Raw genomic sequence first — 21957 nt, forward strand, 5'->3', positions numbered from 1 at the left:
ATAACAAATAAAAAGACGAAAAAATTTAATGGAAATGACCGCACTTTATTGATGGCAGCGATCGTAAAGTGGTTGTAATTGTTGAATGGTTTTTGTGATAAATGAAACGGGATCAATTTGATAAAGCTCAGCTTTTTCAATGCTTTTCCCAATGCACCAAAAATCCTCATCTGAACGCAAGAGAAGATCTTTTTCAGAAATGCGCTTCACTTGGCGAAAATCATCATATTCGCTTTCATCTTCTCGCCAAATATCAAAATCAGCAAATTGTTTGAAATCAAATTGATCAAGCCACTGGTTATATTGTTGCAGATTAATTTGTGAGCGATCTGCACGATAGCAATGCCAATCTAAACATACTCTTAGTCGGCGACGATTTAATAACACTGAAAAAATGGCTGCAGAATTTTGATTAAACTCGTATTTAAAATAAGCAAAGAAATGCGCGCGTACCTGCCAGCCATTAGTCCAACTTTCAATATGCGGTTTCGCAAAAGGTGTGCCAAGCTGCTTTGCGACTTCTTGAATAATCGCTTTCCAGTTATCCCAATGTAATTTGTAATCCGCTTTAATCGCCGGAATATCTTCCGGACAGAATTTTTTCATTTGGGCAAATTGATAGAAAGGAATATTGAACAATTCACAAGATTCAGCCGTAAGCGAGAGCATAGTGTTTCCTTAAAAATTACTGTAATTTTTGACCGCACTTTGTGTGAAGAACTGTTTGTCTTCCCAACGCAACATAGTCATTCGATTATTCCATACACAACCGGTATCCAAGGCATAGATACCTTCCGGAGTCGGTTCATCGACTAAACTTGCCCAATGCCCAAAGACAATGGGAATTTGTTTATAAAGTGGGTTATCTAAATTAAACCAAGGTGTGAGTTCCGCAGGCGCATCTTTTAGAGGGGATTTGCAGGCAAAATCAAATCGATGATCGAAATAGCAAAAACGCATGCGAGTAAAAGCATTAATAATGTAACGATGACGCGCTAAGCCTTGTAAATCAGGCGACCAGCGATCAGGCTGTTCAGAATACATATTTTCAATGAGATAATGAAAATCGCCGTGCTGTAAAATCTGTTCAACTTCATCTGCACAAGATTTTGCCGTTTTCAAATCCCAATCAGGCGAAATACCGGCATGTGCCATCAGGAAGTTTAATTCTTCATTATACACAAGTAATGGCTGATGGCGTAACCAATGAATCAGCTCATCAAAATCGGGTGCATTAAAAATAGCATCAACACGATCACGCAGTTTCACTTTTTTAATACCCAGTGCAGTCGCAATTAAATGTAAATCGTGATTCCCCAGTACGGTTTGCGCTGCATTACCAAGTGATTTTACGAAGCGAAGACATTCAAGTGATTTATCCCCACGCGCGACAAGATCCCCCACAAGATAAAGTTTATCTTGCGTAGGATTGAAGCTCACACGTTCTAATAAAAGCTGTAATTCATCATAACAGCCTTGCAAATCACCAACGAAATAGGTTGCCATTTTTGACCGCCCTTTTTACTCTTCTGAATCTAAGATTTCGTCTTTATTAATATCAGCTGGTGGATTATCTGCCAACCAGTTCGCTAAGCGCGCATAATCTGCGATAGCCAAATTTTCTGCGCGTGCATTTAAATCAATACCAAGTGCGGTCAGATTTTCAAGTGAAAATAGTGTTGAAAGTGCATTGCGTAATGTTTTTCGACGTTGATTAAACGCTTGGGAGCAAACACGGTTCAGCCAATATAAATCTTTTACAGGGTGCGGCAATTCTTTATGTGGAATTAAACGCACAACAGCTGAATCTACTTTCGGTGCAGGTTTGAAGGCCGAAGGTGGCACTTCAAGTACAGGCATCACTTGGCAGAAATATTGCGCCATGATGGTTAAACGCCCGTAAGCTTTGCTATTTGGGCCTGCGCATAAGCGTTTTACCACTTCTTTTTGTAGCATGAAGTGCATGTCTTGAATCACATCGTGATACTTAAATAAGTGGAACATCAATGGGGTAGAAATGTTGTAAGGCAAGTTACCAAATACGCGTAACTTCTGACCTTTTTCTGCTAAATTCTCTTTTGTATAAAGCTCACCAAAATCAAATTGCATCGCATCCGTTTCAATGACGGTGAGCTTTTGATGTAAAAATGGATGATGACGTAAACGTTCGGCAAGATCTCGGTCAAGCTCGATCACCGTAAGATGATCGACAAGCTCTCCAACAGGCTCCGTTAATGCACCAAGCCCTGGGCCAATTTCTACTAAGAATTGATTGGGTTGTGGGTGAATTGCCGACACGATCCCTTGAATGACGGAGGTATCATGTAAAAAGTTTTGTCCGAAGCGTTTACGGGCTGTATGACCTAAGTGTTTTTTTGAATTCATAAAAATAATCTAATAAATGATAAAGTTTGTGGCAGGCATCTTTAAATATCTAGCCATTCTGGTTTTATTTCTCTCGGGGAGATCTCATTAACATTATCGTAGTAATGAATAATATGGCATACATTCTTAGAATTGGGATGCCAGTGCGTAAAATTTTCTTTGTCTTGCGAGTAAAAACAAATCATAGGTTTATTTAACCCCGAAGCGATATGAACCGTTGATGTATCAACCGAAATAAGTAGAGCACAGTTTCTAATCAACTCAATTGTATGATAGATCGTTGTGTGAGGATTTGGATAAACAAATACATCATTAAATTGATTAGCGATTCTACTTAAATGCTCATAAGTATCAGGTGTTGCAAGTAAGATTAGCTGATGTTTATTCGAGTCTCTAATATATGTTAAATAATCTACAATGTGAGAGTCATCAAACTTTCTATTTTTGCCATTTCCATAGAAGTTAATGGCAATAAAGTTATTTAACTTGTTGTCCGTAATAAACTTAAGAATTTCTTCTTTAATTAAGTCATCTTGCGGAATGTCATAGCGATCATCACTTAGACTGATATTTGACTGAGCTAAAGCTTCTTTGTAAATTTCTGAAAAATGGCCGTCTTTAGTAATATTTATATTAAAAATATTATAATCTGCTTTTCTATAGCCGATATAATTACGGGCATTGAGTATTCTCAATAGCAACAAGTCTCGGTTTCTAAGTACAAGAGTTGGATCAATGACAACATCGTATCTTTCTTTTCTAATAAACAGTGCCGTCTTGATGTAGTCGAGAATGTTTCTTTTCTTTACAAGATAAATCTCATCAATGTGATGGTTTCTTTGAAACAGATAAGCGTTCTGTTTCGTGCAGATGACACCGATTTTTATCAACGGGTTAAATTTCTTTATTTCCCGAAAAACAAAAGAACTCACGATATAGTCGCCAATTTTCCCATCTTGTCGCAAAAATAAGAAACTCTTAGGATGTTTTAAACTTTGGGGATTGGCTGATCTTGATGATTTATCGAGTATCCATTTCCCTATTTTTAACCTTAGTGCTTTTAGCTTATTCATATCGATGTTCAATTTTGTCTATTTCTGAGTCACTGTTTAATCCTCTAAATACACATGGTGGTTCAATGCCATAGGCATCAACACGTGTTTTTTGGATTAATCCCGTCAGATAATCAGCAGGCAGTCTTATTGGATAAGCGTAGTTAAGTAATTTTTTAGCGCCCGATAATGTAATTAAATAAGCGGTTGCATAGATAATACATCTTCTTGAATTTTTTGAAGGTGACTTGTAATGTGCAAGTCTATATCCTTCCACAATCCGTTTCTTAAAGAAATGGGATTTAACTTTTCCGTGATCAAAAAAGATCAGCTCATGATTTTTATTAATTTTATTGAGCGTATCCTCAATAATTTCCTTAAAGTGCTGTGAAACGATCGCATCGTCTTCAAGAATAATGGCACTTTTAATATTGTTTTCTACCATGTGCTCATAAACTTTAATATGGCTTATTGCACAGCCAATTTCGCCGAGCGTTAAGGCCTTAGGTGATAAATAGTGTTTCGGATAGAAATCATAATCGACAGATTCTAATACGGAGGCAGGAAGTTTTTTCCCATCTGTCGCATCAAAAAAACTAAAGTCTAACCCCAAACCAGAAAGGCGCTTAGCAATATTTTCTCTTCTTGTTGAATGTTTTAAACTAATTACAATTATTTTAGGTATAGCCATAAATAACCCTTGGGTTGAAGTTATTGTTTTACATGCAGATTAACGAACATTATAGTAAAGTTTGCTTTAGCTTTTTAGTAGGTAGGGTGCCACCTTGGGAAAGGTAATACCGCATAAGGCTACATCTTGGCCTCGTATGCTAAATTAAATTCTTTATCTAATCGACTTTAGTGGAACATTATAATCGAATTATTAAAAAAATAATGTGCATTTAAACAAAATACCATTTTAATCTTTCGTCTAACATTAAAAACGGCTATAATTCGCCCGTTTTTCATTTATAACCGTAAGAAGTGCGGTCAAAAAAATCATAATTTTAGAGGATAAAATGGCAAAAGAAGATTGCATTGAAATGCAAGGCACAATTTTGGAAACCTTACCAAATACCATGTTCCGTGTTGAGTTAGAAAATGGTCACGTGGTGACTGCACATATTTCTGGCAAAATGCGTAAAAACTATATTCGTATCTTAACGGGCGATAAAGTAACAGTAGAAATGACCCCTTATGACTTAAGCAAAGGTCGTATCATTTTCCGTAGCCGTTAATTTAGAAATAAAAGAAAAGCCGATATGTTAATATCGGCTTTTTTTGTTTGAAAAGCATACAAATTATTTGAAGTCTAGAAAAAAATCTGTATAATCAGCGCCCTAGCCACGTTCATTTTTTCGTTCCTTGCCTTTGCAGATTGGTGGCTAATCTACGTCAAAGGCTGATTAACCCGTAAGGAGCAGTAATGCGTCACTACGAAATCGTGTTTATGGTTCATCCGGACCAAAGCGAGCAAGTACCAGGTATGATCGAACGTTACACAGGTTCTGTTAAAGAAGCTGGTGGTCAAGTTCATCGCCTAGAAGATTGGGGTCGTCGTCAATTAGCGTACCCAATTAACAAATTACACAAAGCACACTATGTGCTTATGAATGTAGAAGCGCCTCAACAAGTCATCGACGAGCTAGAAACGACTTTCCGTTATAACGATGCTGTATTACGCAGTCTTGTTATCCATACTAAGCACGCCGTAACCGAAGCGTCCCCAATGAAAGCGGCTAAAGAAGAACGTAAACCTTTAGCTGAAGTTGAAAACAACGATTTTGAGGATGCTGAAGAGTAATTCAAAACTTGATAATCGCTTCTCGTTAATCGGCACAGTGTGTCAATTACCCAAGCGAAGCAAAAGCCCTAACGGGATTGCGCATTGCCAATTTTGGCTAGAACATCGTTCCGAACAAGTCGAAAGTGGTTTATCACGCCAAGCGTGGTTAAAGATGCCAGTTCAAGTCAGTGGCAATCAGTTAATAGAAAAAACTCAAAGCATTACGGTCGGCAGTAAACTTCTTGTGGTGGGGTTTATTACTTCACATAAAACCTCAAATGGTTTAACGCAATTAGTATTGCATGCCGAGCAAATCGAATTTATAGATTAGGAGACAGCCAAATGGCACGTTATTTCCGTCGTCGTAAGTTCTGCCGTTTCACAGCGGAAAATGTTGTTGAAATCGATTACAAAGATATCGCTACATTAAAGAACTACATTTCTGAAAGCGGCAAAATTGTACCAAGCCGCATTACCGGTACTCGTGCGAAGTACCAACGCCAATTAGCACGCGCAATCAAACGCGCTCGTTATTTAGCGTTATTACCTTACTCTGATTCTCATCACAATTAAGAAGGAGTTAGGAAATGCAAGTAATTCTTTTAGATAAAATCGTTCACCTAGGTAACGTAGGTGATCAAGTTAATGTTAAATCTGGTTTCGCTCGTAACTTCTTAATCCCACAAGGTAAAGCAGTTATGGCAACTAAAGCTAACATTGAACACTTTGAAGCACGTCGTGCAGAGTTAGAAGCAGCGGCAGCAGCAAGTCTTGCAGCAGCTCAAGCTCGCGCAGCACAAGTGACTGCATTAGGTTCTGTCACTATCGCATCTAAAGCAGGTGATGAAGGCCGTTTATTCGGCGCAATCACTACTCGTGATGTAGCAGAAGCAGTAACTGCAGCTGGTGTTGAAATTGCGAAAAGCGAAGTTCGTTTACCAAACGGTCCAATCCGTACTCTTGGTGATCACGATGTTCGTTTCCAACTTCACGGCGAAGTATTTGCAACATTAGATGTTATCGTTGTTGCAGAATAATTATCAAAGTTTTTGATAAAAGAAAACCCGACGTTATGTCGGGTTTTTTGTTTTTCTGAATTAAGAAAATATTTTAGTGATTCTTTGAGAATAAAAAAGTGCGATCAAATCAAAATGACCGCACTTTTATTTCTTCACTTTAGTACTTTAAAATTACAAACCTAATACGGCAAATAACACCCAAACAGTGTAAATGGTTGCGAGGCCGTAGAAGATAAATCCGCCTGCTGGCACGTGAATTTTAAGATCGTGCATCGCGTGATGGATACGGTGTAAACCACACCACATAGGAAAAATCGTTAAAACTAAGATAACTAATTTTCCGATCCAAGAATAAGCGAATGTAATTAGATTATGTGGATCAATTAATCCGAATGGTAACAATAAACCAAGGATTAAGATTACCACAGGGAAGAAAATCGCACTGACAGTCCCGCCAGCACCAAACATCAACCATACTGGTGGTTCACCAGAGCGTTTTGGATTTTGTTCGACCATTTTTTCTCTCCCTACATATAAACTAAAATTAATGCGACAACACTAACCACAGCTGTCACTGCCCAAAGTGCATTTCTTAACACGTGATGTGGTAAACGCTCATTTTTAACAATGATGTTCATCACTTTTGGGGTCATTACGAAATAAGTTGCAGTGTGATATAAGGTTGCAATTAATGTGATGATATTTAAGAACACCACAATTGGATTTCTTAAGAAGCCAATGAAATCAACAATACCTAAGCCAGGTACAGGATTGCTTGCAAGGCAAAGTACACCATAAAGCAATACAATGCAGAACCATACGGCAAAGATAGAGGTAGCTTCGCGCACCATATATGCTTTGTAGAAATCCAATTTTTGCCACCAAGTAGCCGTCATTGGGCGAACATATTTTTTGCGTTTACTTACTGTTACTGACATATTCTTCCCCTTAGCCTTTTGGTTTTAGCATTGAGATAACATAATCTTTGGCACTTTCCACTTTGCCTTGGTTGATTGCTGAAGCTGGATCCACGTGTTTTGGACACACTTCAGAACAATAACCCACGAAAGTACAGCTCCAAACACCGTTTTTACCATTTAATAATGGCATACGTTGTGCTTTACCATGGTCACGGTTATCAAGGTTGTAACGGTGCGCCATTGTAATCGCTGCAGGGCCTAAGAATTCAGGGTTTAAACCAAATTGCGGACAAGCCGCATAGCATAAACCACAGTTAATACACATTGAGAATTGACGATATTTCTCAAGCTGTGCTGGAGTTTGTTTCGTACGGCTTACTTGCAATTCTTTCGATGGATGTGGTTTACCATCTAATGCTGGCGCTTCGTTGCCAATAATATAAGGTTTAATTGCCTCTAAACTTTCGATAAAGTGACTTAAATCAACCACTAAGTCGCGTTCAATAGGGAAGTTTGCCAATGGTTCAATACGCATGTGGCCGCTGTAATCACGTAAGAACGTTTTACAAGCCAATTTTGGTTTGTTATTGACCATCATCCCACAAGAACCGCAGATCGCCATACGGCAAGACCAACGATAAGAAAGAGACGGCTCAAGTTTATCTTTAATGTAACCTAACGCATCTAAAAGAGAGGTTTGGTTATCATAAGGTACTTGATAAGAGCTTAAATGTGGCTCTTGATCGTTTTCTGGGTTGTAGCGTAATACTTCTACAGTCATTACCGGTGAATTAGCCATTTGCTTGCTCCTTAGCTTTCGCAGCCGCTTCTGCCGCTTCTGCTTCAGCACCATAAACACGTTTTGCTGGTTGAGATTTGGTGATTTTTACCGGGCTGTATTCAATACGCGGTGCATCATCGCCATTGTAGTAAGCAAGGGTGTGTTGTAAATAATTCACATCATCACGTTCAGTGTAGTCTAAGCGTTGGTGTGCACCACGAGACTCTTTACGTTCAATTGCAGAGTTGGCAATAGATTGTGCCACATCAAGGATGTAACCTAATTCTACAGTGTAAAGCACATCGGTATTGAATACGCTTGAACGGTCTGCAACACGGATACGTTTATAACGTTCTTTAAGCTCAGCAATTTTATCTACTGCTTTTTGCATGCTTTCTTGGTCACGGTAGATACCACAACCTTCTTCCATTACGGTACCCATTTCGTCACGGATTTCAGACCAAGATTCATTACCTTCTTGGTTGTAAAGTGCTTCAAGGCGAGCCACAACATCTTGAGCTTGCGCATCAACTGCTGCACGGTTTGCCGGTTGTGCTTCCGCTGCACGTTGTGCGGCATATTCACCTGCAACACGGCCTAAAACCACTAATTCTGCAAGCGAGTTAGAACCTAAACGGTTTGCACCATGTAAACCAGAAGACGCACATTCACCCACAGCAAATAAACCTTTAATGCGAGTTTCGCTGTTGTAATCCACTTCAATACCACCCATGGTGTAGTGAACAACAGGACGTACAGGGATTGGTTCATTAACTGGGTTTACACCTTCATAAGCACTGGCTAATTCACAAATGAATGGAAGACGTTCATGTAAGTATTTTTCCCCTAAGTGGCGTAAGTCAAGATGAACCACATCGACACCTTTTGCTGTTTTTAAGGTGTTGCCTTTTTTCCATTCTTGCCAAAACGCTTGTGAAACTTTATCACGTGGACCAAGTTCCATATATTTGTTTTCAGGCTTACCGATTGGCGTTTCAGGGCCTAGACCATAATCTTGTAAATAACGGTAGCCGTTTTTATTCACTAAGATACCGCCTTCACCACGACAACCTTCAGTCATTAAGATACCAGTATTTGGTAAACCAGTTGGATGGTATTGGACGAATTCCATATCACGAAGTGGAACACCGTGACGATATGCCATTGATAAGCCATCACCTGTTACGATACCGCCGTTGGTGTTAAATTTAAATGCACGACAGCCACCGCCTGTTGCAATCACAACCGCATTTGCGTTGATTTGAACAAGTGTACCTTCCATCATATTCATCGCAACCATACCACGAGCATGACCATCATCAACTAAGATGTCTAAAACGAAGTGCTCGTCAAAGCGTTGAATTTGTGGATATTGAATGGATGTTTGGAAAAGAGTATGTAATAAGTGGAAACCGGTTTTATCTGCTGCGAACCAAGTACGTTCGATTTTCATCCCACCGAAACGACGCACGTTTACATCACCATCGGCTTTACGGCTCCAAGGGCAGCCCCAACGTTCAAGTTGAGTCATTTCCACCGGAGAATGTTCAACGAAATATTCCACCACATCTTGTTCACATAACCAGTCACCACCGGCAACGGTATCGTGGAAGTGTTTATCGTAGGAATCTTCCTCTTTAATTACTGCGGCCGCACCACCTTCTGCAGCAACCGTATGGCTACGCATAGGATAAACTTTAGAAACTAATGCGATCTTTAAGTTAGGGTTTGCTTCTGCTGCTGCAATTGCTGCACGTAAACCGCCGCCACCGGCACCAACAATAGCAATATCGACATTAACCGTTTGCACGATATCCTCCAATTAAAAGTAAAAAAATGAAACGCCCTAATAAAAGCAATAGGGAACATACTACCATTCTGCCATTTTTGTTTACAAATTAGTAACTTTTTTTCCTGAATAAACGGATAAAATACTAAAAGTGTGATCTAACTCAAAAAAGTTAGTTTTTATATATTTTGGGATGATAACTGTTTTCGTTTATAAACCATTCAATTGGATTATTGAGTTAAAAATCGCTCTTGTTTACAATAATATCATTCCTCTTAGTGCCAAAAATGGAGAAAAAAATGACCGCACTTAGCGATAAACAAACACTATGGCAACCTTCTGCTCCAATAAAAAATTTACTGGCTCGTGCAAAAATTATTGCTGATATTCGCGAGTTCTTTACTGATCGTGGATTATTAGAGGTAGAAACACCTGTTTTAAGCGAATTTGGCGTAACCGATCTCCATCTTTCCACCTTTAATACCGAATTTATTGCACCTTTTGGCGAATTATCAAAAACACTCTGGCTTTCCACTAGTCCGGAATATCACATGAAACGTTTACTGGCTGCTGGCAGTGGGCCAATTTTTCAAATTAGTAAAGTATTCCGTAATGAGGAGGCTGGCAATCGGCATAATCCAGAATTTACCATGCTTGAATGGTATAGACCGTACTTTGATATGTATCGTCTGATGAATGAAGTGGATGATTTATTACAACAAATTCTTGATTGTAAACCCGCAGAAACCTTAAGTTATCAGTTCGTATTTCAAGAATATGTAGGATTAGACCCACTTTCTGCAACTCGTCAAGAATTAGTTGAAGCAGCTCGTAAACACCATTTCATGGCAGATGAAAATGAAGACAGGGACACATTATTACAATTTTTATTCAGCGAAGTGGTAGAACCTAACATCGGGCAAGAAGCACCTGTTGCTGTATATCATTTTCCCTCTTCACAAGCTGCACTTGCACAACTTAGTCCAGAAGATAGTCGTGTGGCAGAACGCTTTGAGTTTTATTATAAAGGATTAGAATTAGCAAATGGTTTTCACGAGTTAACTGATGCCCGTGAACAACAACACCGCTTTGAGCAAGATAACCGCCTACGCGAAAAAGCAGGCTTACCACAACATGAAATCGATCATCGCTTCCTGGCGGCATTACAAGCAGGGATTCCCAATACATCAGGCGTGGCTTTAGGTGTCGATCGTTTAATTATGATTGCATTAGGTGCTAAAAGTATTAAAGAGGTGATTTCATTTTCAGTGGAGTGCGCTTAACGCTATCAAATACCCATTATTTCTTCGACACTTAGGCGATTATAAAGAATAAATAAAACAAGAAATCGATCTGGCCGAATATTTAAAATGTCAGCAAGTCAATTTGGGATTGATTAAAAAACAAACTTTATTGTTTGAAAAATGTGATCTTGATCCGATTTTAGTAAATTGGTGTAGATCCTCCCATTGACACCATAACTTTATTTTGTAATATTTGTGGCGTCTATTTCGGAGATTGAACTTTTTATGAAAAATTGCTTCAATCAAAAATCGTAGAGCATAACCCAAAGGAATAACAATTATGAAAAAGACACTAGCAGCATTAATCGTTTCCGTTGTTGCCGCTTCAGCAGCAAACGCAGCAGTAGTTTATAATAACGAAGGTACTAAAGTTGAATTAAACGGTTCTCTTCGTTTAATTTTAGAAAAAGCGAACGCTAAAGAGACAAATCCACAAACAGGTGTGTCAACTAAAACTGCAAACTCCGCTTTACGTAATGCAGGTTCACGTTTCGGTATCACAGTGAAACACAACTTAGATAACGATTTCTATGCGTTAGGTCGTTTAGAATTCCGTTTTGATGATACAGAATCTCGTGACCAATTCGGTAGCCTTTATGCTAAACGTGCTTACGTAGGTTTAGGTAGCCAATCAGTTGGTGAAATCAAATTCGGTCGTCAATTAACTATCGCGGATGATTTAAGCCAAACAAATGACTATGAATATGGCTTGATTCCAAAAGGTAAATATATTCCAACTTCAGGTACTGGTGTAGTTCGTTATGACTATAAAGGTATCGAAGGTTTACAATTAAGTGCAAACTATAACTTTGGTCAACGTCATAATGAAATGGGAAACCCTTTAAAAACTAAAAAGGGAGCTTTAGACGTTAACGGTAATCAAACTTATGTAGCAGATCCAACTGGTAACATTAAAAATGCATATGGTTTAGGTGCATTATATACAGCGGGTGATCTTGATGCGCGTTTTGCTTATGGTCATACTAACTATGAAACTGGTTCATCAGCTTCTCACCGTAAAGATGGTTTCTTAGCATCTTTAGGTTATACCGTTAATGATTTCAAATTAATCGGTGACTTTGGTTATGCTCATGAGAAAAATGGCGATGCTAAATTAAATAAATTCTATGTATCACCTGGCTTTGAATATCAAGTACTTCCAACATCTAAAGTATATGGTAACTACCTATACGAGCATGTAAAAGTTGAAGATAGCAATAAAGCAAAAACTCACGGCTTCTTACTCGGTGCTGACTATAAGCTTCATAAACAAGTTGTTGTATTCTTAGAAGGTAAATACGCAACCGTTAAAAAATACACTGCTAATACAAATGGTGGTTATACTTACTCAGAGAAAATTAACGACAAAGCTATCGGTGTAGGTATGCGTGTATACTTCTAATCTTTGATTAGAAGAAAATCTTAAAAGGCGAATCGAAAGGTTCGCCTTTTTGTTTGTTTTTTAAAATCTCCCCAAACCTTTTTTAAATCTCCCCAAACCCCTCTTTACAAAAGAAGGGCTTTTTTATGACGTTGATTTTAGTGATTTTATTGGGAATATATTTGAGAGAGTTAAGAACGGAGAACGTTTATGGGCTATTAAGCTCCCCCTCTTTCGCAAAGAGGGGGTTAGGGGGAGATTTTACTATTCCAATTTATCCCAAATCAATTCCCTAATCTCTCTTTGCAAAAGAAGGGCTTTTATGATGTTGCTTTTAGTGATTTTATTAGGAATATATTTGAGAGAGTTAAGAACGGAGAACGTTTATGGGCTATTAAGCTCCCCCCTCTTTCGCAAAGAGGGGGGAGGGGGAGATTTAACTATTTCAATCTATCCAAAACCAGTTTCCCCATCATTTCAATATGGGCTTTTTCTGCATTCAACGCAGGGATATAGTGATAAGACACACCACCATGATTTAAGAATGTTTCTTTATTTTCAACCTCAATTTCTTCTAAGGTTTCTAAGCAATCCACCGAGAAGCCAGGGCAAATCACCACGATTTTTTGAATCCCTTGAGAAGCAGCTTCTTCCAAGAAATGATCGGTATAAGGTTGTAACCATTCTTCACGACCAAAACGAGATTGGAACGTCATATTCCATTGGTTTTCGGTTAAACCGAGCTTATCCACAATCGCAATCGTAGTTTGTTTGCAATGCTGACGATAATAATCCCCCATATTCTCATAACGCAATGGAATGCCATGATAAGAAAAAAGCAAAAATTCATCCGATTTTAACCGCACTTTGATAGAATCCACCAACGCATTAATGTAGTTTTTATCAAGATGATAAGAATGAATAAACTCAAAAGGCATAATATCGCGTTCTTGTGCAATCGCACGATTGAATGCATCGATTAATGCACCTGTTGTGGTGCTGGAATATTGTGGATAAAGTGGTAGTACAATCATGCGTTCTACATCATTTTTGAGTAAATTTTTGACCGCACTTTGCATCGAAGGATTGCCGTAAGTCATGGCAATTTCGACTTGTGCATTGATGCCTTGTTCAGTCAAATAAGCTTGTAAACCTGTTTGTTGTTGCTTTGTAATAGCGAGCAGCGGAGAGCCTTGAGCGGTCCAAATAGCTTGATAATTTTGTGCAATACGTTTAGAACGCATCGGTAAAATAATAGTTTTTAAAAGGGGATACCATTTCCAACGGGGTAAATCGACCACTCGAGGATCTGTGAGAAATTCCCATAAATAACGTGAAATTGCTTTGGCGTTAGGTTCATCCGGCGTACCAAGATTGGCTAAGATAACACCGATTTTTTGAGTTTTATTCATAAATGTTTAATAGAAAGCGTTAATCGAGAAACGCAACAAAGTTTATCTTGTTCATCACGAATGTCAATTTGCCATACATGGATATTTTTACTTAAACTAATAGGGATTGCCTTAGCAATCACAAAACCTTGTTTTACTGAATGGAGGTGATTCGCATTAATGTCTAAGCCGACAACTATTTGTCCCTCTTCTACACAGAGAAATCCTGCCAGAGATCCAATAGTTTCGGCCAAGGCAACAGATATGCCCCCATGTAGCAAACCAAAAGGCTGTATTGTGCGATGATCTACAGGCATTTTGGCCTCAATCCAGTTTTCTCCAACCGCATAAACCTCAATACCTAAATGTTCTATAGCACAGTTTTTACTCATTTCATTAAGTTGATTGAGTGTGAATGTCTTTTTCCAGATCGCCATGTAGGTTATTCCTTAGATAGGCTGATTAATTTTTGAGTTTTTTATCTTTTAAGATAATTCAATGCGGTTTATTTGCTAGAGTGCAAGTCAGCATTATAACGAAAATCTACTTTGTATGTTGAAATTTATGCTGAAAACGATCAATCCTCCCCTTTTTCATATAGACAATTCCAATTACATCAATTTATAGCTTTCTTCCTCACTTTTAGGCAAAATAGGAGAAAATTTAAGTAAGTAAAAAAAGGATTATTACAATGATTAAACATTACGATTATATTGCGATTGGTGGCGGTTCTGGCGGGATTGCCTCAATTAACCGTGCAGCAAGCTACGGTAAAAAATGTGCCATTATCGAAGCAAAACACCTCGGTGGCACTTGTGTGAACGTAGGTTGTGTACCGAAAAAAGTGATGTTTTATGGCGCACAAATTGCAGAAGCCATTAACAGCTATGCACCCGCTTATGGTTTTGATGTCGAAGTGAAAAACTTTGATTACGCGAAATTAGTTGAGAGTCGTCAAGCTTATATCGGTCGTATTCATACCTCTTACAATAATGTATTAGCAAAAAATAATGTGGATGTTCTAAATGGTTTTGCTCGCTTTAAAGATGCGAAAACGATTGAAGTAAGCTATGCAGATGGTTCAACAGAATTAGTGACAGCGGATCATATTTTAATTGCTACAGGTGGTCGTCCAAGTATTCCTGCGGTAAAAGGTGCAGAATACGGGATTGATTCAAATGGTGTATTTGCTTTAAATGAATTACCAAAACGTGTTGCAGTGGTTGGTGCGGGTTATATTGCTGTTGAATTAGCGGGTGTTTTAAATAGCTTAGGCAGCGAAACCCATTTATTTGTGCGCCAACACGCCCCATTGCGTCATCAGGATCCATTAATTGTAGAGACATTAGTTGAAGTGTTAGCACAAGATGGTATTCAATTACATACCAAAGCGTTGCCTGAAGAAGTCGTAAAAAATGCCGATGGTTCACTTACCTTGAAATTACAAGATGGTCGTGAAACCACGGTAGATACGTTAATTTGGGCGATAGGTCGCGAACCGGCAACGGATGTGATTAATCTTGAAGTAACGGACGTGAAAACCAATTCTCGTGGACAAATTATTGTCGATAAATATCAAAATACAAACGTGCCTGGTATTTATGCTGTGGGAGATATTATCGAAGGTGGTATTGAATTAACGCCAGTTGCTGTAGCAGCAGGTCGTCGCTTATCTGAGCGTTTATTCAATAACAAACCAAATGAGCATTTGGATTACAATCTTGTACCAACCGTTGTGTTCAGCCATCCGCCAATTGGTGCGGTGGGTTTAACTGAACCGCAAGCGATTGAGCAATATGGTGAAGAAAATGTGAAAGTGTATAAATCCTCTTTCACGGCAATGTACACCGCTGTCACTGAACATCGCCAACCTTGCCGAATGAAGTTAGTTTGTGTTGGCAAAGAAGAGAAAATTGTGGGCTTACACGGTATTGGTTTTGGTGTGGATGAAATGATTCAAGGTTTTGCTGTGGCAATCAAAATGGGCGCAACGAAAGCAGACTTTGATAATACCGTAGCGATTCACCCAACAGGTTCTGAAGAATTTGTGACAATGCGTTAATTGCTGATAAAGAAAGTGCGGTCAGCTCAAAATCTCTAATGTTTTTGACCGCACTTTTTATTGTGATTTGTTATTAGGCTGCTGCGCGATTGCCTAATGTACCATCATCTTCCATTTCTTTAGCTACACCGACGACCTCAGCAATTTTATCCCCTTCTTTGAAGAAGACGAAACCACCATGTTCCATTTTGACCCAAGGCTCATCTTTAGTGAGTGGAAAAGTCGTAATGATTGTGACTTTGTCGCCATCTTTCGCATAATCATTAAAATCGATAACACCATCATCATCAATTCGATGCGCTTTACCAAAAGGGGCTTTACGCGTTAAATAATGCAAATTAGTTGAGCAGTGGGCGATCATCCATTCTCCGTTTGAAAGAATGAAGTTAAAGGTGCCTTTTTCTGAGAGCGATTTAGCAATATCTTGAATCGCGCTAAAAATTTCCATTTCAGACGGTTTACGACGGAAACGATTTTTCAAATATTCCGCCATATAACAAAATGCGGCTTCTGAATCAGTTGAGCCAATAGGCTGACAGAAACTCTCAGACATATCGGGTAATTCTTTTAAATTACCATTGTGAGCAAACACCCAGTTTTCGCCCCAGATTTCGCGAATAAAGGGATGGGTGTTTTCAATCGTGACCCCTCCTTGTGTTGCTTTACGAATGTGGGCGATCACGTTCAGTGATTTAATATTGTATTGTTTTACACAATCCGCAATTGGGGATTGAGATGCAGCGTGGTTATCGCGAAAAATACGCACACCGCGACCTTCAAAAAAAGCGATACCGAAGCCATCTGAATGGCAATCAGTAAGACCCGCACGACGACGGAAACCTTCAAAAGAAAAGACAATATCCGTCGGCGTATTGCAGTTCATTCCGAGTAATTGGCACATAAATTCCTACAACTTATTTTTATCATTTTATACCCTTATAATATGTGCTGATTTAACACCATAATACATTGAAATTCAAGAGAGATAATAAAGGATTTTTAGACTAAAAAGTTACATAAAATAACCTTGGGCTTTTATAAAGTAGAAAGACATGACAGTTTAAGCCAGGCTAACAATGTCATAATTTTGATAACGCATTAGTTTATCTATCTATTAGAATTAATTCTTGTCATTATTCCGAAACGAAGAACATATATTCAGGAATGACTATGCAAGAATTTACTTGAGTTAAAAGTGGAACTGGCGCATATTATTTCACGGTAAAAAACACCTTGAAAATTAACCGCACTTTTGTCTCTCTTTACTTTAGTCACAACGAGTAAGATAATAAATGAAAACCATTATCAAAATACAAGTATTAGACTTGTTTCATTATAAGGAGATAACCATGACAATGAATAGACGTGATTTTTTAAGAATGAGCGCAGCACTTACGGCAGCGGGCATGTCGCCTTCTCTCTTTGCGGCAACAAAAGAGCAATTTACCATTTATGGCGCACCCGCAATGCCAAGTGTAACCATTGCGGTGGCGGCAGCACAAGGTAAATTAGCCAAACAAGCGGATGTATCGTTAGAGATTTGGCGTTCGCCTGATCAGTTGCGTGCGGGTGTAGCAAGTGGGCAATTTAAAGTGATGATGAGCCCAAGTAATGTGGGCGTGAATTTACGTAATCAAGGGCAACAAGTTGGCATGGTGAATATTCTCACCAATGGCATTACGCAGTTGATGTGTAAAGGTGGTGCTATTACTTCACCGCAAGAATTGGTGGGTAAAAAAATCCTAGTGCCATTTAAAAACGATATGCCTGACATCGTATTGCAGGCCTTATTGAAAAAACTGAATATTGATATTAATAAAGTGGATATCACCTATGCGGCAACGCCAACTGAAGCAATTGGGTTGTTCTTGCTTAAAGATTTCCATGCGGCCATCTTGCCAGAACCAATGGCAAGTGCGGTTGTGCAGAAAGCTAAAATCGTCGGTACAGAGATTGTACGTGGCTTCGATTTAGTGAAAGAATGGGGTCAAGCGTTTAACACTAAACCGCTTATTCCAATGGCGGGCATTATTGCTAACGAAGAATACTTCCACGCACACAAGGCAGAGTTTGATCTACTTCACCAAGATTTAAGTGATGCGTTAAACTGGATTATGGCTAACCGCAAAAGTGCGGCTGAAATTGGCGCTAATTATCTTCCTGCTCCAGAAGCCGCTATTGAAATGGGCTTAGACGGTGCGCGCTTAACGGTAACCAAAGCCAGTGAACTGAAAAATGAAATCATGCAATTCTATGAAACCTTGATGGCGTTCAATCCAAAACTCTTAGGTGGTAAATTACCAGATGATAAATTCTTCTTGGCTTAATTGGAAACTGAATCACATAACATGATTAAAACTGACAAAATCCGTAAACCACAACCTGTCCTGTTTTACATCATCGACTACCTCTGGAGCGGTTTTACCGGCTTGAGTGTGGCGATGATGGTTGTTGCTTTGTGGGCTTGGGGCAGCTCAGTATTTGGTGAATTTATGCTGCCTGCTCCCGCGGATGTTTTTCAAAAAGCCCTTGAGCTGCTCGAGCATTTCCAACAAAACGAAATCGGTATTTCATTATGGCGTTCTGTGGTGGGTATTGCCATTGCATTAGTCGCAGGCTTAGCGGCAGGGCTGATTGCGGGAAGCTTTAAAACCGCTATGGCATTGCTTAAACCCGTCATTACGATTTTGTTAGCCATGCCGCCAATTATTTGGGTCGTGATGGCGTTATTTTGGTTTGGCTTTGGCAACCCAAGTGTACTATTTACCATTATCGTATTAGTCGCCCCGCTGACCTTTGCCAGTGCAGCCATGGGCATGGCAAGTGTAAACAAACAACATGAAGAATTATTTGATGCGTACAAGCTCGGATTGTGGAAAAAAATCCGCTATTTGTACGTTCCCCATCTCACAGGCTATGTGATTTCCAGCATTGGCGTCGCGGTTGCGATGGGCGTAAAAGTGGTAATTATGGCAGAGCTTTTAGGTGCCAATGAGGGTGTGGGAGCACAGATTGCCGATGCCAGAGCCATGTTAGATACGTCAACGGTTATGGCTTATGTGCTGTTGGTGATTGTGTTTGTTTCACTCTTTGAATATTTGATTACCAAACCATTGGAAATCCTGTTTATGCCGTGGAGAAGATAATGCTGAGTTTAAAAAATGTGCGTTTTGAAATTCTCCGCGATCCCATCGTGCGCGATTTCAGTATGGATTTACAACCGGGCGAAGTAAAAACTTTATTCGGTCCAAGCGGTTGTGGCAAAACCACTGTGCTGCGTTTAATTTCAGGTTTAGAAACACCAAAATCGGGCGAAATCAATAATACATTTCGTAAAACGGGCTTTCTATTTCAAGAAAATCGTCTATTAGAAAATCTCACTGCCATGCAGAATATCGCCATTTTTATGGATAATCCTAATGAAAATAAAATCATTGCGCTGGCAGAAAAGATCGGACTTTCTTCGGGTGATTTGAATAAATACCCAACCGAATTATCGGGCGGTATGGCAAAACGCGTGGCATTTTTGCGTCTATTACTATGCGGCTGTGATTTAGCCTTATTGGACGAGCCTTTTGTCGGTTTGGATCGTGATTTACGTGATATTTTAGCCGCTATGTTAGTGGAAAAAATTGAGCACCAAGGCATGGCTTGCATTTTAGTGACGCACGATCGTTTTGAAGCAGCTCGATTAAGCCGAGAGATTATGCAGCTTTCTCCAAAAGGGATGGATGTGCAAAATGTGATTACCTTGCCAACGCCATTATCCGAACGCAATTCAGCCTTTGAAGAAACCGTAGTCGCACGCGAATTTCAAGGAATCCATTACTATGAATAATTTCTTTACCCATCCGATGCGACCCTTTTTTGTCGGGGCTGCCATTCTTGCGATTGTTGGTGCCTTGAGCTTTTTCATCAGCCCCGATGATCTCATCCTACACCGCAAAATTTTCTTAGAATTTATGCTACCGGCCGCATACGGCGGCTTTCTGACGGCTTCCATGCTCGAATGGACAAATTACAAAGGTAATTTAAAACCTATTGCGACGATTTTATCGGTGCTCTTGCTTGCAGGATTGGTGTTATTGCCATTTTCGCCGCAAACTGCCTCGTTTTTAGTGGCAGCTTATTGGCTCGCTTTATTACTCTTTTGTGCTTGGCTATTTTGGTTGGATCGCAATACCGACAATTTTACTTTACTGATGTTACTTGCTGCATTTATGGTTTGTCAGACGGCTTACGCCATGACTGATAGTCTGAAATTATTGCGGGCACAGGTGCATTTGAATATGGCGGCAGTGATGTTTATATCAATTCGAGTCAGTATTCTATTAGGCGCAGAGGCACTGAAAGAAAGTACATTGAAAGATCCTGTATTTATCCCGAATGTCGTGTATAAAAATATCGCGATTACATTTTTATTACTTCATACCGCAGCAGAGCTTTGGTTGCCTGCGCAAACAGCCGCTTTTACAGCCTTTGCCGTTGGCTTTATTTTGCTTGCCAAGTTACGCGAATTACATCATCACGAACTACTACGTAAACATTACGTACGCACTTATTATTTCCTTCAATTGTTCGCCGCGATTGGCTATTTGTGGATTGGCATAAATAAATTACTTGATGAACCTACTGCCGATCCATTACACATGGTGACACTCGGCAGCATTCTCGGCAGTATGATGATGATTTGGCTCACCGCGGGATTATGGCATAGTGGCTTTACGAAACTGGATTATCCAAAACTCTGTCGCCTTGCCGTGCTTTGTCTTTTCACGGCGGCACTTTCCCGAGCTTGTTTAATGTATGTGGACGAGCTGTTTTTTATCACGATTCCGGCTATTTTAATTGCCATTGTGTTTGTGCTGTATCTTGCAACCTTTGTGCCAATATTCCGAAACAACGCGTTTACAGATGATCCAGAATAGTGACCAATCCGCATATCAACGTGCGGATTTTTGATATTTTTTAGACCGCTCTTAATAGGCTTTTAATTGGGCCATAGCTTTACAATCTGCAGCTTGATGATCATCTTCGGTAATTAAACTTTGCAGGAAATGTTTAATTTCAGTCAGTTCGGCAATTTTTTCTTCGACTGAAACCAAATGTTTCGCCAACATGCTATCCACTTTGCAATGTTGAGATTGCTGCGTTTTCATCTCATTAAAAAATTTAATTTCGGCCAAGCTAAAATCTAACGCTCGGCAGGTTTTAATAAACTTTAATTGTTTCAAACTGGCTTCATCATAATCTCGATAACCATTTGCAAGACGTTTAGGTTCCGGCATCAAGCCCATTTTTTCATAATACCGAATGGTTTCTAAATGAATACCGCTTTGTTTGCTGAGTTCGTTAATTTTCATTTTTCTAAAACCAAGTCTTGACCTTGTAGTTGCTACGGACTTTATACTTTATCCCAAGTTAATCAAATAGACAATAAGGAGCCGTATGTCCGAACATCATTCCCATGAACATCATGATCATTCATCTCATGAGCATATTCCACAGGATAAAAAAATCTTAGCGCTCAGTTTTGCCATCATTACTGGCTTTATGATTGTCGAATTTATTGGTGGCTATTGGTTTAACAGCTTGGCACTCATGGCTGATGCGGGTCACATGGCAAATGATAGCTTATCGTTATTTTTAGCCTTGTTAGCGTTGTTTCTATCCGCTCAAAAACAACGATACATTGCCCTACTTAATAGCGGCTCATTGATCGTCGTCGCATTGATGATTTTGTTTGAAGCAATTCAACGTTGGCAAAATCCCATCGAGATGATGGCATTGCCAATGCTAGGAGTGGCATCGCTAGGATTACTCGTCAATCTTTTCGTTGCTTGGATAATGTTGAAAAGTGATCATGACAATCTCAATATCAAAGCGGCTTATCTGCATGTATTAACAGATTTATTTGGCTCCGTTATCGCGATTCTTTCAGGATTGAGCGCTTATTTCCTCGGATGGCAATGGGTGGATCCCTTAGCCAGTATGATATTGAGTATTCTTGTGCTAAAAAGCGGAATTGGAGCATTTCGCTTGGCATTAAAAAACACCTAAAAAATTAACCGCACTTTGTTTCGAGAT

Annotated in this window: 26 protein-coding genes; 13 read left to right on the top strand and 13 right to left on the bottom strand. The window is 39.3% G+C overall.

Features of this window, described 5'->3' with window-relative positions; translation table 11 throughout:
• Positions 1-45: 45 nt before the first annotated feature.
• The 5 genes from ACXVWB_RS05550 to ACXVWB_RS05570 are packed head-to-tail and all read right to left on the bottom strand — an operon-like array spanning position 46 to position 4128.
• Positions 46-669, bottom strand: coding sequence for a glucose-6-phosphate 1-dehydrogenase family protein (locus ACXVWB_RS05550; protein ID WP_289901628.1), 624 nt, complete (start codon positions 667-669; stop codon positions 46-48).
• Positions 670-678: 9 nt separating this feature from the next.
• Positions 679-1506, bottom strand: a complete 828-nt coding sequence (apaH, locus tag ACXVWB_RS05555; protein WP_289901629.1) for a bis(5'-nucleosyl)-tetraphosphatase (symmetrical) ApaH — start codon at positions 1504-1506, stop codon at positions 679-681.
• Between the two features lie 15 nt (positions 1507-1521).
• The gene (gene rsmA, locus ACXVWB_RS05560) at positions 1522-2385 is read right to left on the bottom strand and encodes a 16S rRNA (adenine(1518)-N(6)/adenine(1519)-N(6))-dimethyltransferase RsmA (RefSeq protein WP_289901630.1); all 864 of its coding nucleotides are present in this window, start codon (positions 2383-2385) and stop codon (positions 1522-1524) included.
• 41 nt (positions 2386-2426) lie between these two features.
• A complete protein-coding gene (locus tag ACXVWB_RS05565; RefSeq protein WP_289901631.1) occupies positions 2427-3458 on the bottom strand; it encodes a glycosyltransferase family 9 protein in 1032 nt (343 codons plus the stop codon).
• A complete protein-coding gene (locus ACXVWB_RS05570) occupies positions 3451-4128 on the bottom strand; it encodes a glycosyltransferase family 25 protein (protein ID WP_049383890.1) in 678 nt (225 codons plus the stop codon). Before ACXVWB_RS05570 ends, ACXVWB_RS05565 begins: the two co-directional genes overlap by 8 nt.
• Positions 4129-4456: 328 nt before the next feature.
• Here ACXVWB_RS05570 and infA point away from each other — a divergent pair, with 328 nt between their 5' ends.
• The 5 genes from infA to rplI all read left to right on the top strand — a co-directional run bounded on the left by infA (position 4457) and on the right by rplI (position 6260).
• On the top strand, positions 4457-4675 hold the full coding sequence (infA, locus tag ACXVWB_RS05575) for a translation initiation factor IF-1 (RefSeq protein WP_005627617.1): 219 nt from the start codon (positions 4457-4459) through the stop codon (positions 4673-4675).
• A gap of 188 nt (positions 4676-4863) precedes the next feature.
• The gene (gene rpsF, locus ACXVWB_RS05580; protein ID WP_005627620.1) at positions 4864-5241 is read left to right on the top strand and encodes a 30S ribosomal protein S6; all 378 of its coding nucleotides are present in this window, start codon (positions 4864-4866) and stop codon (positions 5239-5241) included.
• The gene (gene priB, locus ACXVWB_RS05585) at positions 5228-5554 is read left to right on the top strand and encodes a primosomal replication protein N (protein WP_005627623.1); all 327 of its coding nucleotides are present in this window, start codon (positions 5228-5230) and stop codon (positions 5552-5554) included. The genes rpsF and priB overlap by 14 nt, the downstream gene beginning before the upstream one ends.
• 11 nt (positions 5555-5565) lie before the next feature.
• Positions 5566-5796: a 30S ribosomal protein S18 gene (gene rpsR, locus ACXVWB_RS05590; protein WP_005696867.1), complete on the top strand. Its 231-nt coding sequence runs from the start codon at positions 5566-5568 to the stop codon at positions 5794-5796.
• A gap of 14 nt (positions 5797-5810) precedes the next feature.
• The gene (gene rplI, locus ACXVWB_RS05595; protein ID WP_014064775.1) at positions 5811-6260 is read left to right on the top strand and encodes a 50S ribosomal protein L9; all 450 of its coding nucleotides are present in this window, start codon (positions 5811-5813) and stop codon (positions 6258-6260) included.
• A 153-nt stretch (positions 6261-6413) separates the two neighbouring features.
• Here the strand turns inward: rplI and frdD are convergent, their stop codons facing one another.
• Genes frdD through frdA form a run of 4 tightly spaced genes read right to left on the bottom strand, consistent with a single transcriptional unit; the run spans position 6414 to position 9753 of the window.
• A complete protein-coding gene (gene frdD, locus ACXVWB_RS05600) occupies positions 6414-6758 on the bottom strand; it encodes a fumarate reductase subunit FrdD (RefSeq protein ID WP_014064788.1) in 345 nt (114 codons plus the stop codon).
• A gap of 11 nt (positions 6759-6769) precedes the next feature.
• The gene (gene frdC, locus ACXVWB_RS05605) at positions 6770-7180 is read right to left on the bottom strand and encodes a fumarate reductase subunit FrdC (RefSeq protein ID WP_204697728.1); all 411 of its coding nucleotides are present in this window, start codon (positions 7178-7180) and stop codon (positions 6770-6772) included.
• A gap of 10 nt (positions 7181-7190) precedes the next feature.
• Complete coding sequence (locus ACXVWB_RS05610) at positions 7191-7961, bottom strand: succinate dehydrogenase/fumarate reductase iron-sulfur subunit (RefSeq protein WP_005696861.1); 771 nt, start codon at positions 7959-7961, stop codon at positions 7191-7193.
• Positions 7954-9753, bottom strand: coding sequence for a fumarate reductase (quinol) flavoprotein subunit (gene frdA, locus ACXVWB_RS05615; RefSeq protein ID WP_289901633.1), 1800 nt, complete (start codon positions 9751-9753; stop codon positions 7954-7956). Before frdA ends, ACXVWB_RS05610 begins: the two co-directional genes overlap by 8 nt.
• 278 nt (positions 9754-10031) lie before the next feature.
• On the opposite strand from frdA, the gene epmA reads away from it, so the two are divergent.
• Positions 10032-11015, top strand: a complete 984-nt coding sequence (gene epmA, locus ACXVWB_RS05620; RefSeq protein ID WP_297569128.1) for an elongation factor P--(R)-beta-lysine ligase — start codon at positions 10032-10034, stop codon at positions 11013-11015.
• A gap of 301 nt (positions 11016-11316) precedes the next feature.
• A complete protein-coding gene (locus tag ACXVWB_RS05625; RefSeq protein ID WP_458485240.1) occupies positions 11317-12438 on the top strand; it encodes a porin in 1122 nt (373 codons plus the stop codon).
• 419 nt (positions 12439-12857) lie between these two features.
• On the opposite strand, the gene hemH is transcribed toward ACXVWB_RS05625, so the two are convergent.
• Positions 12858-13829, bottom strand: coding sequence for a ferrochelatase (gene hemH, locus ACXVWB_RS05630; protein ID WP_458485241.1), 972 nt, complete (start codon positions 13827-13829; stop codon positions 12858-12860).
• Positions 13826-14245 (bottom strand): hotdog fold thioesterase, encoded by a 420-nt coding sequence (locus tag ACXVWB_RS05635; RefSeq protein ID WP_049356160.1) that lies wholly within the window; start codon positions 14243-14245, stop codon positions 13826-13828. The genes hemH and ACXVWB_RS05635 overlap by 4 nt, the downstream gene beginning before the upstream one ends.
• Positions 14246-14499: 254 nt before the next feature.
• Here ACXVWB_RS05635 and gorA point away from each other — a divergent pair, with 254 nt between their 5' ends.
• A complete protein-coding gene (gene gorA, locus ACXVWB_RS05640) occupies positions 14500-15870 on the top strand; it encodes a glutathione-disulfide reductase (protein WP_289901637.1) in 1371 nt (456 codons plus the stop codon).
• A 73-nt stretch (positions 15871-15943) separates the two neighbouring features.
• On the opposite strand, the gene ACXVWB_RS05645 is transcribed toward gorA, so the two are convergent.
• Entirely contained in the window at positions 15944-16771 is an 828-nt protein-coding gene (locus tag ACXVWB_RS05645; protein ID WP_289901638.1) for a class II glutamine amidotransferase, read from the bottom strand.
• Positions 16772-17219: 448 nt separating this feature from the next.
• Here ACXVWB_RS05645 and ACXVWB_RS05650 point away from each other — a divergent pair, with 448 nt between their 5' ends.
• From ACXVWB_RS05650 to ACXVWB_RS05665, 4 genes are read left to right on the top strand one after another with little or no spacing between them, the layout of a single operon-like run.
• Positions 17220-18197, top strand: a complete 978-nt coding sequence (locus ACXVWB_RS05650; protein ID WP_289901639.1) for an ABC transporter substrate-binding protein — start codon at positions 17220-17222, stop codon at positions 18195-18197.
• Positions 18198-18218: 21 nt separating this feature from the next.
• Positions 18219-19016 (top strand): ABC transporter permease, encoded by a 798-nt coding sequence (locus tag ACXVWB_RS05655; protein WP_065244667.1) that lies wholly within the window; start codon positions 18219-18221, stop codon positions 19014-19016.
• Positions 19016-19708 carry an ATP-binding cassette domain-containing protein gene (locus tag ACXVWB_RS05660; protein WP_289901640.1) on the top strand — a complete coding sequence of 231 codons (693 nt, stop codon included), beginning with the start codon at positions 19016-19018 and terminating at the stop codon, positions 19706-19708. The genes ACXVWB_RS05655 and ACXVWB_RS05660 overlap by 1 nt, the downstream gene beginning before the upstream one ends.
• The gene (locus ACXVWB_RS05665) at positions 19701-20798 is read left to right on the top strand and encodes an NnrS family protein (RefSeq protein ID WP_289901641.1); all 1098 of its coding nucleotides are present in this window, start codon (positions 19701-19703) and stop codon (positions 20796-20798) included. The genes ACXVWB_RS05660 and ACXVWB_RS05665 overlap by 8 nt, the downstream gene beginning before the upstream one ends.
• Positions 20799-20849: 51 nt before the next feature.
• Here the strand turns inward: ACXVWB_RS05665 and ACXVWB_RS05670 are convergent, their stop codons facing one another.
• A complete protein-coding gene (locus ACXVWB_RS05670) occupies positions 20850-21233 on the bottom strand; it encodes a MerR family transcriptional regulator (RefSeq protein WP_289901642.1) in 384 nt (127 codons plus the stop codon).
• 85 nt (positions 21234-21318) lie between these two features.
• On the opposite strand from ACXVWB_RS05670, the gene ACXVWB_RS05675 reads away from it, so the two are divergent.
• Positions 21319-21930 carry a cation diffusion facilitator family transporter gene (locus tag ACXVWB_RS05675; protein ID WP_289901643.1) on the top strand — a complete coding sequence of 204 codons (612 nt, stop codon included), beginning with the start codon at positions 21319-21321 and terminating at the stop codon, positions 21928-21930.
• Positions 21931-21957 lie beyond the last annotated feature (27 nt).

It is taken from the genome of Haemophilus sp. SZY H53, from assembly GCF_054332375.1.

Coding starts and splice junctions, on each gene's coding strand:
- infA (WP_005627617.1), top strand. CDS start 4,457: ATGGCAAAAGAAGATTGCATTGAAATGCAAGGCACAATTTTGGAAACC.
- epmA (WP_297569128.1), top strand. CDS start 10,032: ATGACCGCACTTAGCGATAAACAAACACTATGGCAACCTTCTGCTCCA.
- rpsF (WP_005627620.1), top strand. CDS start 4,864: ATGCGTCACTACGAAATCGTGTTTATGGTTCATCCGGACCAAAGCGAG.
- ACXVWB_RS05550 (WP_289901628.1), bottom strand. CDS start 669: ATGCTCTCGCTTACGGCTGAATCTTGTGAATTGTTCAATATTCCTTTC.
- ACXVWB_RS05670 (WP_289901642.1), bottom strand. CDS start 21,233: ATGAAAATTAACGAACTCAGCAAACAAAGCGGTATTCATTTAGAAACC.
- ACXVWB_RS05565 (WP_289901631.1), bottom strand. CDS start 3,458: ATGAATAAGCTAAAAGCACTAAGGTTAAAAATAGGGAAATGGATACTC.
- frdD (WP_014064788.1), bottom strand. CDS start 6,758: ATGGTCGAACAAAATCCAAAACGCTCTGGTGAACCACCAGTATGGTTG.
- priB (WP_005627623.1), top strand. CDS start 5,228: ATGCTGAAGAGTAATTCAAAACTTGATAATCGCTTCTCGTTAATCGGC.
- ACXVWB_RS05660 (WP_289901640.1), top strand. CDS start 19,016: ATGCTGAGTTTAAAAAATGTGCGTTTTGAAATTCTCCGCGATCCCATC.
- rpsR (WP_005696867.1), top strand. CDS start 5,566: ATGGCACGTTATTTCCGTCGTCGTAAGTTCTGCCGTTTCACAGCGGAA.
- apaH (WP_289901629.1), bottom strand. CDS start 1,506: ATGGCAACCTATTTCGTTGGTGATTTGCAAGGCTGTTATGATGAATTA.
- ACXVWB_RS05635 (WP_049356160.1), bottom strand. CDS start 14,245: ATGGCGATCTGGAAAAAGACATTCACACTCAATCAACTTAATGAAATG.
- rsmA (WP_289901630.1), bottom strand. CDS start 2,385: ATGAATTCAAAAAAACACTTAGGTCATACAGCCCGTAAACGCTTCGGA.
- ACXVWB_RS05625 (WP_458485240.1), top strand. CDS start 11,317: ATGAAAAAGACACTAGCAGCATTAATCGTTTCCGTTGTTGCCGCTTCA.
- gorA (WP_289901637.1), top strand. CDS start 14,500: ATGATTAAACATTACGATTATATTGCGATTGGTGGCGGTTCTGGCGGG.
- ACXVWB_RS05665 (WP_289901641.1), top strand. CDS start 19,701: ATGAATAATTTCTTTACCCATCCGATGCGACCCTTTTTTGTCGGGGCT.
- hemH (WP_458485241.1), bottom strand. CDS start 13,829: ATGAATAAAACTCAAAAAATCGGTGTTATCTTAGCCAATCTTGGTACG.
- ACXVWB_RS05675 (WP_289901643.1), top strand. CDS start 21,319: ATGTCCGAACATCATTCCCATGAACATCATGATCATTCATCTCATGAG.
- ACXVWB_RS05645 (WP_289901638.1), bottom strand. CDS start 16,771: ATGTGCCAATTACTCGGAATGAACTGCAATACGCCGACGGATATTGTC.
- frdC (WP_204697728.1), bottom strand. CDS start 7,180: ATGTCAGTAACAGTAAGTAAACGCAAAAAATATGTTCGCCCAATGACG.
- ACXVWB_RS05655 (WP_065244667.1), top strand. CDS start 18,219: ATGATTAAAACTGACAAAATCCGTAAACCACAACCTGTCCTGTTTTAC.
- ACXVWB_RS05570 (WP_049383890.1), bottom strand. CDS start 4,128: ATGGCTATACCTAAAATAATTGTAATTAGTTTAAAACATTCAACAAGA.
- ACXVWB_RS05610 (WP_005696861.1), bottom strand. CDS start 7,961: ATGGCTAATTCACCGGTAATGACTGTAGAAGTATTACGCTACAACCCA.
- rplI (WP_014064775.1), top strand. CDS start 5,811: ATGCAAGTAATTCTTTTAGATAAAATCGTTCACCTAGGTAACGTAGGT.
- ACXVWB_RS05650 (WP_289901639.1), top strand. CDS start 17,220: ATGACAATGAATAGACGTGATTTTTTAAGAATGAGCGCAGCACTTACG.